This is a genomic window from Sodalinema gerasimenkoae IPPAS B-353 (genome assembly GCF_009846485.1).
Taxonomy (GTDB): domain Bacteria; phylum Cyanobacteriota; class Cyanobacteriia; order Cyanobacteriales; family Geitlerinemataceae; genus Sodalinema; species Sodalinema gerasimenkoae.
The window spans coordinates 1,730,146-1,745,728 of sequence record NZ_ML776472.1 but is presented as its reverse complement, the minus strand read 5'-3'; the positions used below and the strand labels follow the sequence as shown (position 1 = coordinate 1,745,728).

At 50.6% G+C, this 15,583-nt stretch carries 12 protein-coding genes; 3 read left to right on the top strand and 9 right to left on the bottom strand.

The features are described from left to right. Positions 1 to 11 precede the first annotated feature (11 nt). From rfbD to L855_RS07620, 6 genes are all read right to left on the bottom strand, one after another. Positions 12 to 899 (bottom strand): dTDP-4-dehydrorhamnose reductase, encoded by an 888-nt coding sequence (gene rfbD / locus L855_RS07645; protein WP_159786299.1) that lies wholly within the window; start codon positions 897 to 899, stop codon positions 12 to 14. Continuing rightward, the gene (rfbC, locus tag L855_RS07640) at positions 899 to 1,447 is read right to left on the bottom strand and encodes a dTDP-4-dehydrorhamnose 3,5-epimerase (RefSeq protein ID WP_159786295.1); all 549 of its coding nucleotides are present in this window, start codon (positions 1,445 to 1,447) and stop codon (positions 899 to 901) included. The genes rfbD and rfbC overlap by 1 nt, the downstream gene beginning before the upstream one ends. 195 nt (positions 1,448 to 1,642) lie before the next feature. Then, the gene (locus L855_RS07635; protein ID WP_159786292.1) at positions 1,643 to 2,347 is read right to left on the bottom strand and encodes a class I SAM-dependent methyltransferase; all 705 of its coding nucleotides are present in this window, start codon (positions 2,345 to 2,347) and stop codon (positions 1,643 to 1,645) included. A gap of 65 nt (positions 2,348 to 2,412) precedes the next feature. Continuing rightward, the gene (locus tag L855_RS07630; protein ID WP_159786289.1) at positions 2,413 to 3,816 is read right to left on the bottom strand and encodes a DUF2142 domain-containing protein; all 1,404 of its coding nucleotides are present in this window, start codon (positions 3,814 to 3,816) and stop codon (positions 2,413 to 2,415) included. Between the two features lie 14 nt (positions 3,817 to 3,830). After that, positions 3,831 to 4,433, bottom strand: coding sequence for a methyltransferase domain-containing protein (locus L855_RS07625; protein ID WP_159786286.1), 603 nt, complete (start codon positions 4,431 to 4,433; stop codon positions 3,831 to 3,833). 133 nt (positions 4,434 to 4,566) lie between these two features. After that, positions 4,567 to 5,775, bottom strand: coding sequence for a glycosyltransferase family 2 protein (locus L855_RS07620; RefSeq protein WP_159786283.1), 1,209 nt, complete (start codon positions 5,773 to 5,775; stop codon positions 4,567 to 4,569). 102 nt (positions 5,776 to 5,877) lie between these two features. On the opposite strand from L855_RS07620, the gene L855_RS07615 reads away from it, so the two are divergent. Next, a complete protein-coding gene (locus tag L855_RS07615; protein WP_159786280.1) occupies positions 5,878 to 7,110 on the top strand; it encodes a glycosyltransferase family 87 protein in 1,233 nt (410 codons plus the stop codon). 69 nt (positions 7,111 to 7,179) lie between these two features. Next, entirely contained in the window at positions 7,180 to 7,965 is a 786-nt protein-coding gene (locus L855_RS07610) for a Uma2 family endonuclease (RefSeq protein ID WP_159786277.1), read from the top strand. Positions 7,966 to 7,972: 7 nt separating this feature from the next. Here the strand turns inward: L855_RS07610 and L855_RS07605 are convergent, their stop codons facing one another. From L855_RS07605 to mtnA, 3 genes are read right to left on the bottom strand one after another with little or no spacing between them, the layout of a single operon-like run. After that, on the bottom strand, positions 7,973 to 8,683 hold the full coding sequence (locus tag L855_RS07605; protein WP_159786274.1) for a F0F1 ATP synthase subunit B: 711 nt from the start codon (positions 8,681 to 8,683) through the stop codon (positions 7,973 to 7,975). Continuing rightward, complete coding sequence (coaD, locus tag L855_RS07600; protein WP_159786271.1) at positions 8,605 to 9,162, bottom strand: pantetheine-phosphate adenylyltransferase; 558 nt, start codon at positions 9,160 to 9,162, stop codon at positions 8,605 to 8,607. The genes L855_RS07605 and coaD overlap by 79 nt, the downstream gene beginning before the upstream one ends. 60 nt (positions 9,163 to 9,222) lie before the next feature. Further along, a complete protein-coding gene (mtnA, locus tag L855_RS07595) occupies positions 9,223 to 10,275 on the bottom strand; it encodes an S-methyl-5-thioribose-1-phosphate isomerase (protein ID WP_159786268.1) in 1,053 nt (350 codons plus the stop codon). Between the two features lie 459 nt (positions 10,276 to 10,734). On the opposite strand from mtnA, the gene L855_RS21730 reads away from it, so the two are divergent. Beyond that, positions 10,735 to 15,459 (top strand): S8 family serine peptidase, encoded by a 4,725-nt coding sequence (locus L855_RS21730; RefSeq protein WP_246198761.1) that lies wholly within the window; start codon positions 10,735 to 10,737, stop codon positions 15,457 to 15,459. The last annotated feature ends 124 nt before the right edge of the window (positions 15,460 to 15,583 follow it).

Sequence of the window (15,583 nt, the reverse complement as noted above, 5' to 3'; positions counted from 1 at the left end):
TTAGCCGAACGCTACAGTTCATCGGTTAAGGCGGCCTGCAACCCTGCTAACATCTGGCGTAGTCCCTGTCGCCAGTGGGGTGCAGGCTCCTTTAATATGGTTTCTAGTTTTTTCCCGGACAAGACGGAATAGGCGGGACGTTGGGCCGGTGTGGGATAGTCGGCGGTGGTAATGGGAACGACTCGTTTAACCTGTAGGGGAAATCCCAAGGCGGCGGCTTCTTCAAAAATGGCGACGGCGAAGTCGTACCAACTGGCGACGCCACTGTTGGTGAAGTGATAGGTTCCTTCGAGATGTTGATGACGACCGGCAATTTTGGCGATCGCCCCGGCAATATCTCCCGTCCAGGAGGGACTCCCCACCTGATCGGCGACGACTCGAATCTCCTCTCGGTCTTTCCCAAGCCGCAACATGGTTTTAACGAAGTTGCCCGTTCCCCCAACGCCATAGACCCAGGCGGTCCGTAGGATAATATGAGGGGCCCCGCTTTGCAAAATTGCCATTTCCCCGGCAAATTTGGACTTGCCATATTCCCCGATGGGGTTGGTGGTATCAGTTTCTACGTAGGGATGGCTTTGGGTTCCGTCAAAGACGTAATCGGTGGAGAGATGCAGCAGGGTAGCCCCCACCTGACTGGCGGCTTTGGCTAGGGTTCCAGGGGCGATCGCATTCACTTGATGGGCTAACTCTACCTCGGTTTCAGCTTTATCCACAGCCGTATAGGCGGCACAGTTGACAATTAAGTCCGGCTGAATTTCCTCAACCACGGGAGGAATGGAATCGCTTTCGGACAAATCCAGGCGATCGCGGCCCACGCCAACCACCTCCCCCAGGGGAACTAAGGTTTGTTGTAATTCTCCTCCCAATTGTCCGTTGACACCGGTTAACAAAATCCGCATTACTCAAATACCTCCGCATCTTTCAGCAACACCCCGGCCTCATCTTTGGCGGACAGTCGAGGTTCAATGTCTCCTAACTGCCAATCAATGGCCAAATCCGGGTCATTCCAGAGAATACTACGTTCATGCTCTTTAGCATAATAGTCGGTGGTTTTATATAGTACTTCTGCCATGTCGGAGAGGACAGCAAAACCATGGGCAAAGCCTGGAGGAATCCAGAGTTGTCGTTTGTTTTCGGCACTCAATCGATAGCCCACCCATTGGCCAAAGGTTGGGGATTGTTTGCGAATATCCACTGCCACATCAAAAATTTCTCCCACAGTTGCCCGTAATAACTTGCCTTGGGCTTGCTGGATTTGATAATGCAATCCTCGCAGAACTCCTTGACTAGAACGGGAGTGATTGTCTTGGACAAATTGGGTTTTAACGCCAGTTTTGTCTTCAAAGCGCTTCTGATTGAAACTCTCAAAAAAGAAGCCTCGATGGTCACCAAAGACTTGAGGTTCAAGGAGTAACACGTCAGGGATTTCAGTGGAAATAACGTTCATAAGGTCGATTTTAGTGGGTTTTCAGGATATACGGTGTGATTGGTTGCATGGGATACCAAATTGTAGGGGCATAATCTGCAATCAATGTTTCTTATAACCATGAACCCTGAAGACTCATTTTAGGATGGACAAATTTGTATTATATCAGCTTTCGGGACATCTACTATTTTGTTTGCTTCTTGAAGGCAAAGAACCTCAATTTTGCCGATAAGCCACGACTCCTAAATTAGAAATTGCTCCCAGAAACTTCGGATAAATCCATTGAACTGAATACTCGGAATCTTGCTCAAGAACTGCATTCCAAACTAAACGGGCTAAATCCTTTTTTGAGAGTAACCGTAAATTTTTCTCCTGGGCCCAGAACGTTAATCCTAACCTCTGGAGAATCCGGCGATGTTGGGGGCGGGGCAGCCAATGTAATAGGGGTATCTTGGTATGAAAGTCTAACCAGTGATAGCGATTGGGGGTGGTTAAAAATAATCCCGCCCCCAGATTGATAACTTCACGTAGATACTGAAGTTGATTGGCTTGAGACCCCACATGTTCAATCACCGCCGAGGAGATGACAAAATCAATGGCTGGTAGATGTTCTGGCTTAGGGGGGAAGGAGACTACAATTAACCCAGAAATATGTTTTTCCAGATGACTGATGGCTTCAGGAGAGGTGGCATAGACGGTAGCCCCATCTTCTAATAGCCAACGAATGAAACAGTTACTGTCAATATGTTCTGTATCTGGGGTCGTTCCATGGTCTAGAATAATTTTACCAGAGACCCCCCCCACCATCCGGATGAAGGCATCATAGAGTTGGCGGCGAATGGCGAGAGAGGATTCCATGCGACGTTTGTCAAGCCAAGAAATGCGATCGCCAAAGTAGTTATACTCGTGTGGATGAGTCATGGTGAGATTAACGCAAGGTTGAGGTGGAAAAGACTCGCTGATGGCTGGGTAGATTCGTCGAGTGATTAAATCGGGCCATAATACCGTTGGACTAACACCCAACTGGTTAGGGTTAGGGAAATTAGGACATAGCCAATCAGTAGCCAGGGGGGAAGTTTGGGTAGCCTACGCCAGGGACGTTGAGAGGGAAGCAGTCCCAAGAGTGGGGCAATGGGGATAAAATAGCGTCCCTGTAAGCCGCCAATGATGGGGTCTCCGACGAAGTTCCAGAGGTAAGCCAGACTACACAGAACTAGAATACTGGATAGGGCGGCGATCGCAACCCACCCCCGCTGTGGCCAACTCAAGTCTCTGCTAGGGGTGGGAGGAACCAGGGCCAGCCATGCTAATACCCCCCAGTAGGAGACAATCAATCCCTGGGGAAGGGGAGTATCTAACCATCCCAACACGCCGATAAATTGTCGGGCCAACTCTCCCCCTTGGGTGATAGCTGTTCGGCCCAGAGTTGCCACAAACTGCAAAGGATGACCCAAGACATACTCAATCTGGTCTTGGGGGGATAACTCGGGATGGAGGGGGATATAAATTTGGGACACCACTTGCGACCAGAGGGCCACCGCCAAGAGAGACCCCAGAATAATCCCCCCCAAACTCAGCCAATAGCGTCGCCGGGGGCCAAAACGACGACGGGGAATCAGGAATAGGACTAAGACAAGGGGAAAATAGGCCAGTTTGGCCAACGAGAGGGCGATCGCCAAGCCGCCAAAGGCTACAATCTCCTTTAGGGTTAGCCGCTGTGAGGTCTTATCGGGCATCCCTTGCTGTAAAGCCCAAGCGACTAACAAAAACGCTACGCCATTGGTGAGAACATCCACCGAGAGGGAGGCGGCCTGAAACAACGACATGGGAGTGACGGCCAAGGCCAGCCATAACCACGGATTCACCGGAGTCAGGCGAATCGCAAGGGTTACCATGATTAGCCAAACCCCCAAATTGCTGAATCGTCCCAGATACATCAGTCCCAGGGGAGACAGATGCAACCACTTCCCCACCGTAATTCCCAAAGCTTGGGGAAGATAGGGAATTGGGGAATGTAAGGCGGTGGTTTTGAAGTTGATAAATAGGCGTTGTTGAGGGTGAAGGGGGAGAGGAAGCAGATTCAGGATATCGTCAGGCCGTTGACGTTGGCTGAGGTCAAAGCGGAGGTCTGTTTGAGAGACATTACGAACGGTGGTGAGAACACTTTTGGGAAGTTCTCCCCCCAGACAGAGTTCATCCTCAAAATAACGACTGTACCCGTAGCAGTCTCCCATCTGTTGGCTGGCGATGAGATGACCATCGGCGATTTGCAAGGCCCGGTAGAAATGTAGATGTTCGTCGGGGGATTGGAATGGCGGGGTGAGAAGGGCCAAGATTACCCCAAAGACGAGGGCGATTCTCAGGAAAACCGCAGGGGGACGCAGCGTCATAGGACGGGAGGGGGTTACCGAGTGGGTTTGAGGCGGGCCACAAAGTGCAGCCTTCCGTCAAAGATATAGCTGAAGGGGGTGGGATAGAGATGCAGTTGGGTTCGTTTGACGTCGGGAGACCAGCCTAATTCGTCAAAGATATGGGTCCATTGACGAGAGGAGAGGTAGTTATAAGGGAGAGAGACTCCATAGCTACGATTTCCCACCCAGTCCATAAACCGTAATCGCACTTCATCGAAGGGGTTGTTGGCGGTATGGTCTTTAATCAGAATGGCCTGTTTGGCGACGCGAGTACATTCTTGCAGGAGTTTCTGGGGATGGTGGGTGTGGTGGAGGACATCGACGAGTAACACCAAATCGACGTGGTTGTCCGGGTAGGGAAGGGTTTGTCCGTCAAAGGCTTCGACGGGAATCACAGTTTGAGGACGAACAAGAACGTCAACGCCTTTGAGTTGGGTGTGGGGACGCAGTTGTTGGATGGCCCGGGCAATTTCACCGCTTCCACAGCCGACGTCGAGGCCCTGGAGGGTTTGGCTGTTGGGGATGAAGCTGGCGAGATGACGGGCGAGAACCTGAACCCGACGGTTCATGACGAGGGATTGATGGAGGGTTTGCATGGGGGAGGGAACAGGGAACAGGGAACAGGGAACAGGGAACAGGGAACAGGGAACAGGGAACAGAAAAGACGTAGGGGCGCACCCTTGTGGTCGCCCTAGGCAGTAGGCAGTAGGGGAAGAAGGGGGGAGAGGGTTATTTTGGGGTGAAGCGGTAGCGATCGCAGAGGACGGCGTAGAATAGTCCACTGAAGAGGGTTTGGGCCCCGATGAGGATGAAGACCATGCCGGTGATGGCGGGACGGATGGCGTGGAGGGGACCGAATTCGACGGCAAACCAACTGCGGAGGACGGATAACTCGATGCCGATGCCGATGCCGGCCATGATGAGGGAGAAGAGGAGGATTTTTTCGATGCTGACGGCTTTGACGAGCCGATCCATGCGGGGCGATCGCCGCTGGATGCGATGGGTTAAGGTGTAAAGATGGGCAAGAAGTCCGGTTAGGAGAAGTTCGTAGCCTAACAGACAGGAGAGGGCAGCGACGACAATCCAATGGTCGTTAAAGCGGAAGTTTCCAACATAGACGGCTTCTCCTCCGGGGGCGAGGTTCAGCATGGCCGCTAGAATTAGACCGAAGCTGAGTAAACAGGTCCCTGGAACCCAGTAAATGACTTTGGGGGCAAACAGGAGAATATATTTAAGATGCCGCCAGCCATCGGACCAGGGCCGCAAATGAGGGGGGCGATCGCGACCATCGGGGTGTAGGGTAATGGGAACTTCTGTAATTTTTAAGCCCAAAATTGCCGCTTTCACCAACATCTCTGAGGCAAACTCCATGCCGGGGGATTCCATTTGTAGCTTCTGAAATGCCCGTTTGGAAAAGGCCCGCATTCCGCAGTTAACATCGGAGAAGTTGGATTGATACAGGGAATTAACAACTGCCGTCAAGACAGGGGTTCCCAAATAGCGGTTTTTCCAAGGCATGGCCCCTGGCATAATTCTCCCCTTAAGGCGAGTTCCCACCACTAAGTCATAACCCGATTCTAACTCTTGTACCATGGCCACCGCTTCTCGGAAATCATAGGAGTCATCGGCATCTCCCATGACCACATAGGTGCCTTGGGCGGCATTAATGCCCCAAATCAGGGCAGCCCCGTAACCCCGAACTGGGACATCCACCACTCTCGCCCCCAAGGAAATCGCCAAGTCTTGGGACCCATCGTCAGACCCATTATCGGCGACGACCACTTCTCCTCGCAGACCTAACTCAGCAATAGCTATTTTCGCTTTTTTGATACAAGTTTCTAGAGTTAGGACTTCATTTAGACAGGGTAGAACAAAGGACACATCGACAAGATTTGCTTTCGATGTCCGCTGTTCCGGTTGCGTCATAGACCTCATCATGATACCTCTCCAAAAACAGGTAATTTAAGAGATTGGTTTACAGTATGGACTAAACGTCCGTGGGTCGCCCCCATCCTAACCATTGCTGAGTTCACCCTGATTATGAAACACCGTTCCCTGGGGATCATAGCCCTCCTGATTCTACAATTTTTGCTACTGACCGTAATCAGTCTCTGGATTTTCCCCGAGTATCAAAGCTGGCATGGCTTTGACCTACAACATTACCACCGTATCTCCCTCTATCTGCAAGCTGGACTCACCCCCTACCGAGATTTTCTCCTGGAGTACCCCCCTCTGGCGTTAATCCCCATCCTGATTCCCCAGTTATTCTCACCCCAAGTCCCCCTCAATGCGGTGGATTACGCCGTCGGCTTTGTCCTGGAAAATCTCATCCTCACCAGTCTCATGGGGGTAGGAATCGCCCTGATTCCCCATCCTCGCCCCCAGCAAACCCTTATTGGCTATCTGCTGTTAACGGTTCTCCTGGCCCCTCTCCTCCCCTGGCGATATGACCTATTTCCCACTCTCCTGACCTTGGCAGGGCTATTGGGGATGATTTTCGATTTTCCGCTTTTTGCGGGAGTGGCGCTCGGTCTAGGCATCGCTACGAAGCTTTATCCGGTGGTATTGCTCCCCCTCTGGGTCTTGTATTTTGCCGCCTCTCGGGATTGGCTGGGGGTAGGAAAACTCAGTCTGGGGGCGATCTCCACAACGTTGGTTAGTTTTATTCCGTTTTGGCTCTTGGCTGGGGACAGTTTCATCTCTTTTTTGACCTACCACAAAGACCGAGGCTTACAAATTGAAAGTCTCTTGGCTGGACTGATTAGTTTGGGTCATGTTCTGGGACTCACTGAAGCCAGTTCTCAAATGAATTTTGGCGCACAACATATTGTTTCGCCGTTGGCGGCTCCCTTGCTGACTCTGCAACCGGTTTTGTTTGTGGGAATGATGCTGATTATTTATGGACTCAGTGGCTTGGTATTTCGGCAAGATATCCGACAACATGAATCGATTAGACTTCAAAGTTTGGTGGTGTTTTCACTGCTATCTTTACTGGGGTTTATCGTAACCAACAAAGTCTTCTCACCTCAATACTTGATTTGGCTGTTGCCCTTTGTCCCGCTCCTACGCTGGCCAGCGGTCACGGTGGTCGGGGTCAGTTTTGCTTTGACGACAACGGTTAGCTTTGTTACCCGACAATTGCGATTGATGTATCTCCCTTCTGTGGTGATGTTAAATGTTCGTAATGTCTTGCTGTTAGGATTGGTTTTATTCCTATTGTTTAGTTTTTACAAAAAACTGAAAATCACTCCAAAAAAAGATGCTATAATTTAACAACAAGAGTCAAGCTGCCGCAATTATTATAGCCTCGATTTTCTGCACCCAATTTACGTTGAGATACTTATGGTCAGAGAAGTCTCGAAATCGACAGATATTATCTACCCCGACAGTGACGGACAGCCCATGGCGGACAATACGAAGCAATTTCGCTGGATTGTGGTGGTTAAGGAAAACTTAGAACTTTTGTTCGCCGACAATCCTGATATCTTCGTGGCGGGGGATTTACTCTGGTATCCCGTGGAGGGAAATAATCGTATTCGTCGCGCCCCGGATGCGATGGTGGTGTTTGGGCGGCCCAAGGGCGATCGCGGTTCCTATAGGCAATGGGAAGAAGACAATATCGCGCCCCAGGTGGTATTTGAAATCCTCTCCCCAGGAAACCGGTTCTCGGAGATGGTGCAAAAACAGGCGTTCTATAACCACTATGGGGTGGAAGAATACTATGTCTATGACCCCGATGAGGCGGATTTGACGGGGATGATTCGCAATCAGGGGATGTTAGAACCGATTGAAGAGATGCAGGGTTGGGTGAGTCCCCGTTTGGGGATTCGTTTTCAACTCGGTGAGGGAACTCTGAATATCTTTACTCCTACGGGAGATCCCTTTTTGGGGTTTATTGAACTTGATCGCCGTCGTCGGGATGCGGAAGCTGAACGCGATCGCGAACGGCAACGGGCTAGTCTGGCAGAGGAGGAACGCGATCGCGAACGGCAACGGGCTAGTCTGGCAGAGGAGGAACGTGATCGCGAACGGCAACGGGCCGAAGCGGCGGAAGCCCAACTCCAGGCCATGGAACAACGGTTACGAGAACTGGGACTCAATGAGCCGCCTCATCCCCCGTCTGAGTGATAACGTTTTAGTAGCGGCGGATGGCTTGAGAACTGCTTTCTTTTTGATGAGCGCGATAGGTGGACTCTTGCTGAAGTTGCTGCCGTCCGTTGCGGATGACGCGCATCATATCACTGAGTTGTTGCTCAATGTTCTGAAGCACCTTGTCGGCATATTCATCTGCGCCAGTTTCAATGGTGTTGGCTTCTGCTAAGGCTCGCACATGAATTTGCTCAAGTTCTTGTTGTGCTTGGCGTTGAAGCTGCTCGATTTCGGCGATCGCCTGTTCGCGGGCCACTTCGCAATCGGCCCGAACCTGTTGACGCATCCGATCAGCTTCCACCTTAGCCTGACGCACTAATCCCATCTCATCGAGGATATTGGCCGCCTGCTGTTCAGCCGCCTCGACAATGTCCCGTCCATACTGTTCGGCTTGACGGAAAATCTCGTCCTTCTGACGCACGACTTCTTCCGCTTCCTGAAACGCTGTGGGAAGATTGAGCCGAATCGCATCGAGCAGATCCAGCAGCGGTTCCTCATCGATGAGAGTGCGTCCCGTTAGGGGAATACGGGGACTATCGAGGATGACCTCCTCGATACGGTTTAAGGCTTGCTGGATATTTACCGTTCCTGAACCCGTTTGTTCGGGCCGATCGCCCTCTACAGGCGCGGTCGGTTCGGGTTGGGGTTGGCGGTTTTCGGGTTGGGAATCGATCCCGGCTGGGTCCTGACGTAACATCGATAAATCTCTGTGGCTACAGGTGGAGGTACAAAGCGATCAACAGAGCCGCCGAAGCGAGCCACCTCTTTAACGAGGCTACTGCTGAGGAAGCTATATTCATTGCTGGTCGCGAGAAACACGGTCTCGATGGAGTCCGAGAGAGTTTTATTGGTGTGAGCCATTTGCAACTCCATCTCGAAATCAGACAACACCCTCAATCCGCGAAGCAGGACACTTGCCCCTTTGAGTTTAGCGTAGTTTACCGTTAGACCATCAAAGCGATCAATCTCGATATTACCGAGATGTTCGGTACTTTGCTGGATTAACTGGATGCGCTCGTCCACCTCGAAAAGAGGACTCTTGTTAGGATTCGTTACCACAGCAACCACCACTTTATCAAATAAGCGCACACCTCGCTCGATAATATCGAGGTGACCGAGGGTGATGGGGTCAAAGCTACCGGGATAGATGGCAACGACGTGAGAATCGCTCGGCATGATGTCGAAGGGCGACCTAATGGCTATTGTACAAGCTAATTTCTGGAAACGGTGAGATGCTTAGGAGGATTTGGCTGAGGAATGGGTCAACTGACTCTGAAGTTCGGCGGGGGCGATCGCGCCTTGTTCGGTAATAATGGCAGTAATTAGGTCTGCTGGGGTGACATCAAAGGCCGGGTTATAAAATTCGGCGCCTTTGGGAACGACACGGGTCTCACCAATTTGATAAATTTCCGCTGCATCCCGTTCCTCAATAGGAATCTGGCTTCCATCACTCAGGCTCAAGTCTACCGTGGATTTGGGGGCGGCGACGAAAAACGGGACATTATGCGCTCGGGCCACTAAGGCTAGGCTATAGGTGCCAATCTTATTAGCGGTGTCTCCGTTGGCAGCGATGCGATCGGCCCCCACCACTACTGCATCAATCTTATTTTGCTGCATACAATGGGCGGCCATACTATCCGTGATGACCGTTACGGGAATCCCATCATAAAGACATTCCCAGGTGGTCAGTTTGGCACCCTGAAGACGGGGACGAGTTTCGTCAGCGTAGAGTCGTTCTAAGCGTCCAGCGAGATAGGCGGAACGGACGACCCCGAGGGCGGTTCCATAGCCGGCTGTGGCTAAGGCTCCGGCATTGCAATGGGTCAACAGACGGAGTTGTTGGGGCTGTTGTGGTAGGGCCTCTAAACCATGTTTGCCAATGGCTTGACAGGTTTCGAGATCCTCGGCATTGATACGCTTGGCGGTGTCTAACAGGGTTTGGCGGACTTGTTCGACGCTTCCGGGAGTGGTGCGGGCGACTTTGAGCATCCGTTCGATGGCCCAGAAGAGGTTAACTGCTGTGGGCCGAGTCTCCCGCAGCATTTGGCCGATGGCTTCGAGGCGTTCTAGGAAGGCCGTGCGATCGCGGGTATCGATTTCCCGCGCTCCCAGATACATCCCATAGGCGGCGGCGATACCAATGGCTGGTGCACCCCGAACAATCATGGTTGTAATAGCCATAGCCATGTCATCACTGCGGCGAATCTCGACTTGGGTTAACTCCCTCGGGAGCCGGGTTTGGTCAATCAGGGCGACGCGATCGTCACGCCAGACAACGGGATATAGCATCGTCGCAACGGGGCCTCAAGCAGTAAGGGTTTATACGCACCCCTAATATATAGGAAAAAGGTTGACGATTGGGGGAACGGCGGCAACCTGATGACCCGTTGATGCAGCACATCTGTTTTTTCCTGTATGGGTCAGGGTTTGAGCCATTGGCTTTTATCCCGGAGGCGGGCGGGCGATCGCCCATATATGAAGAAAAATTAAAACACGCTCCAATTTCCGTAAAAACACCTGACTTAGACTGACAGAGTTTACATGAGGAACGTCAGGAGTCATCCAAACTCCGAAAACTTTTTCGTCTCAGTCAGACTAACATCCGAGATCAAACCTGAACTCAGGTTTACTGTCTCAACATCAGCGCCAAGTCTTAGACAGCTTGGGGGGTAAATAAAACTCCCCTAAGTTCTAGAGCTTGCTGTCTATTTTTAGACTATCTACCATCTCATTGGAGCATCAGAATTAATGTTTTTAGCTAACATTGCATCCTGGCTTAAGCAGCAGTTTCAAGCAAAACCACGTCCACCAGAAAACCCTGAAGCCTTCGCACAGACCTTTATCCTAGAGCCAATTTATACTCCTAGTGGTCTAGTCGATACGGGGGAGGATGATGGCATTAGTCTTGCTACCCCTGACAGTAGTTTTGACGATAGTTTTGACGACGTTGACCTCCTTGAGGGCGAGGATTCCGACTGGGATTCTGCTGATGACGGTAGTGATGAGTCCATCACAGAGACCGAAGATAGCACAAGTGATGAGACTACAGAAATTGAAGACTCAGGAGACCCAGTTGACTGGGATTCCGAAGAGATCTCAGACGAGGAAATTGGCGAGGAGATTGACTTTTTAGAGGATGAGAACTTAGACAAGGCTCAAGACGAGCTTGAAAATGAAAGTTCCACGGAAGCTGATGAATCAGACGTCGAGAATGAGACCATTCCGGAAGAGGCATCCGATGAGTTGGAAGAGTCTCCAGAAGAGGAGAATGACTCGGAAGAAGAGACGTCTGATGAGTTAGACGAGTCGGAATTTGAAGAGGAGGAAACCTCTAGTGAAGCGGATGAATCGGAGATCTCCGAGGACGAAGTTGATGACCCTACCAATAAATTAGACGATACTGAAGACAACGGCGATGAGGAGACCTCAGACAGTCTTGAAGACGAGTCAGACCTAGAAGACAGCGATGAGGACGCTGATGTGGAGGAAGAGGAGCCTGAGTTAGTCCCGGTTGGCTTTGAATTTCCCGCATTCAACAGTGGTATCTTCCAGGTAGGAAATACTGGTGAAGTGGGGGTAGACTTCCTATTTGATGGAGGCGCGTATCAAGGGGAAGTGGCCTTCTTCAGTCTGGCAGGATTTGATGAACTAGAGTTTGACAGTATCGAAGACTTCATCGCCGAAGCTGCACAACGAGCAGCCAGTGGTAGTGAACAGGGTCACATCGTCATTAGTGTGGCTGATGAAGGCGCGCGCTTCACGGGATCTTTGTTTGGAGAACCGGATTGGAATACCGGTGTCTATCAAGGGGTGAAGACCTTTAATATGAACCCTGGTGATGAGTTCGGGGTCATGTTGGTTCCCAATGGTCGGGTTTCGGAGGTTCTGAATAATCCTAGTATTGGGGGTGCGAAACGGCCCCTGTTTTCTCTGGCTACCGCCAATCCAGAAGATGGATTCCATCTGGGTCAAATTGCTGACTTAACGGGAGATGGGAATACCTTTGTCTTTGAGGATAAAGCGTTTGAGGATAGTGACTATGACTATGATGATGTCATCTTCCAGATTCGGGGTGCAGTGGGGGATGCGCTTCATGTGGAGAATGTGATTGACCCCGATTTAGATTGGCGACAGGACAATATGGGGAAAATGTTATTGGCATATTCCAAGCCTTACATTACTCCCGTCAACAATGAACAATGGGATTTAGCGGAGTTAGTTGAACTCGCTGGCGATGAGATTGATATCAGTGACGACCTCCCCAGTGATGAAGGAATTCCAGACATTGAAGAAGATTTAGAGGACTTCGACGAAGTAACCGCTGAGGAGACCGAGGCGGACAGCTTCGATGAGACTGAAGATGAGATGGATGTTGCAGAGACCGATGAACGTCAGTTGGAGGAACCAGTAAACCAGACGGGTTCTCAGGGGACGCAAGACTCCAGCCAATCCTCGACTGAGACCTTTGACCCCTCGCCGGTGAACGATGAAACGAGTTCATCTCAAGTTGACTCATCCTTGGGGTCTCAACCATCCATAGGGGAAGAGGTTGAGATGGAGACCCCTGGCGAAGTCACGGTTTCCGAGGACGTTGAGGAACCGGTTGACATGACCGAAGACTCTGATGAGGAGACGATGGTCTCGGAGACTGAGTTACAAGAAACGGTGGTGACAGAGGAGGATTCAGATACTCCCCCCGCTCAGCCTCAACCCCTTGTGGCACCGGAACGATTTGAGTTTGCCAAGGAAGACCAGCCTCTGGTGGGGATTATTGACACTGGCTTTGCGGAAAATAATCCTGACCTGGATTATGACAACATTACCTTGGGACGTGACTGGGTCGATGGTAATGATAATCCGCTCCTAGCTGAAGGGGAGGGGAATGAACATGGAACCCATATCTTGGGAATTATTGCAGCGCAACAGGACAATGACCTTGGTATTGATGGAATTAACCCAGATGCGCCCATTTGGTTAGGTCGTGGTGTCGGTTCAGGAGAATGGGCCAATTCTCTGGTGGAATTTGTGGATGCGGCGGTGGAGTCGGGACAACCCAATGCGGTGGTGAATTTGAGTATGGATTTAACTCAAATTGATGCTGAGGGGAATGTGACGACTCGTTATGAGTTGACGCCGATGGAACGGGCGGCGATTGAGTATGCGCGTCAGAATAACGTCATGATTGTGGCGGCGGCTGGGAATGATGGCGGTGTGATGTCGGCGTTGGGTCAAGCTTCTCAGGAGTTTGACAATATTATGACGGTGGGTGCGGCGGAACAGTTTGACCCCGATACGTCGGTTTGGAAGGGGGCTGACCGTACTGATTATTCCAGTTATGGCCAGGGTTTGGATGTGATGGCTTATGGGGGAACCACGGAGAATCCCCAATTGTCTTTAGCTGGGGAAGGAACCAGTGGTATGGCGGGAACTTCTGTGGCCACGGCGAAGGTGACGGGTGCGGTATCCCAGGTTTGGGCAGCCAATCCTGAGTTGAGTTACCGCCAGGTGGTTGAAATTATCCGCAACACGGCGACGGATTTGGGCAGTACTGGGTTTAATTTGGAAACTGGAGCCGGATTGATTAATATGACGGCGGCGGTTCATTTGGCGAAAGCCACGAAGCCATCGGAACATCATACCCCCCCGATTTTGAATGTTGAGAGTTGGAGTGGTGAGGACGTTTTTATTCCTGGAGAACGGGCTGTTGACATTCATTCAGCCTCATTTCAGGGTCTGGTGACTGCACCCGCTGGTGCAAACTTACGCAGTGGACCGGGTACTAATCATGCTGTTGCCGGAACTGCTGATTTTGGTAGCTCTTTGACATTTGATGCTTGGCAAAAAGGAGAATATATTAATTATCCTGGCATTGGTGCGGATGACCGTTGGTATCGCCTTGCAGAAAAAAATCAGTGGATTTCGGCAGCAATTACTAATGGAAATCCTCCTAAACCGAACCCTGCACCTGCTCCCATAGAAGCCCCGGTGTCCACGCCACAGACCAGTACAGCTGGTGTACCCGGTCAATCTCGTCAGTATGTTGTTAAAGCAGGTGATACGTTGTGGGGAATCGCCCAACGCCTCCTCGGAGATGGCAATCGTTGGCGAGAAATTATGAAAAATCCAACTGGCGGAACTTTCACAGAGGCTGAAGCTCACCGTTTACAGATAGGCCAATCGGTTTATTTGCCTATCACTCAAGAAATTGGCACAGGTAAACCTGTAACGCCACAACCTCAACCGACGCCCGTGAGAAATATCAGCTTGAAACCGGGTTCAAGCAATCTTAACTTTTCACGGGGTCAGCGATGGGTTACATCGACGGGTTACAAGTTTGTCTTTCAACATGATGGAAATCTAGTTCTCTACAGCCCTCAAGGTCAAGCACTATGGGCGACTGGAACTAATAATACTGGGGCCAATGTGTTTGCCGTCCAAACTGATGGGAATGTTGTTTTATACGAGGGCAGTAAGGTACTTTGGGCTACTAACACTTATGGTAATCCTGGATCCCGGTTCTCTATTCAAAATGATGGCAATCTCGTGGTTTACTCTTCTAGTGGACGAGCTATTTTCAACACTGGAACCCATGGAGGACGTCAACGAACCCGAATAGCTGCATCTCAATGGTTGCGAGATCGTAATCTAAAGCGTTTTCCTGGATTACAGTTTTCAACTGTGGTTAGCCAAGCAACCGGAAAAGCTTTGGATGCAGGAGGTTCTAAAAACTCAGTTTATCCACACCCAACTCCAAATTCTCAGAACACTTTTCATCAATGGGGTTTTGAGAAAGTAGGGAATTACTACATTATCATCAATAAAGCAACTGGAAAAGCTTTAGATGCTGGTGGTTCTGGCAACAAGCTACCCTATATTCACCCCAACCCTGCCAAACATAATCCTTACCATCTCTGGAAACTCACTCGAGTTGGTAGTGGTTATATGATTGTCAACAAAGCTACAGGGCGTGCCTTGGATTCTGGTGGTGATAGTGGCAATCAAATCTATATGCACCCGAATCCCATGTCTTGGAACAACTTTCACCTATGGAAGTTGAAATTGCCAGGTAGTGGAGGTAGTAGTTCTGCATGGCAACATCCATTACCAGGACATCGAGTCAGCAGTGAGTATGGACCACGTGGATCCGGTTTCCATTATGGAATTGATGTTGCTGCTCCAACTGGAACTCCTATTAAAGCCGCTAAACCTGGCAGGGTGGTTGAAGTTGGGTATCATCCCAATGGATGGGGAAACTTTGTGCGGATTAATCATCCCGATGGTTTCCAAACAATTTATGCGCACATGTCCAGGGTTAACGTTTCCGTGGGTCAAACGGTTAGTGGAGGAAGTACTATTGGGCAAGTAGGTAGTACTGGTTGGTCAACAGGTCCTCATTTACACTTTGAAGTTCGTGTTGCTCCCTATCGCTGGAAAACAGATAACCGCAATCCTAGAAACTACATCCGTTTTTAGATCAAGCCGGTGCGTCCCGGCTTCGTTTAATCCTTGGATTTGACCAGTAGTAGGGGCGAAAAACTTTTCGCCCCTACCGGAACGCACCGATTTGTGAACCGGACGACAAATCCCCAGATAAATT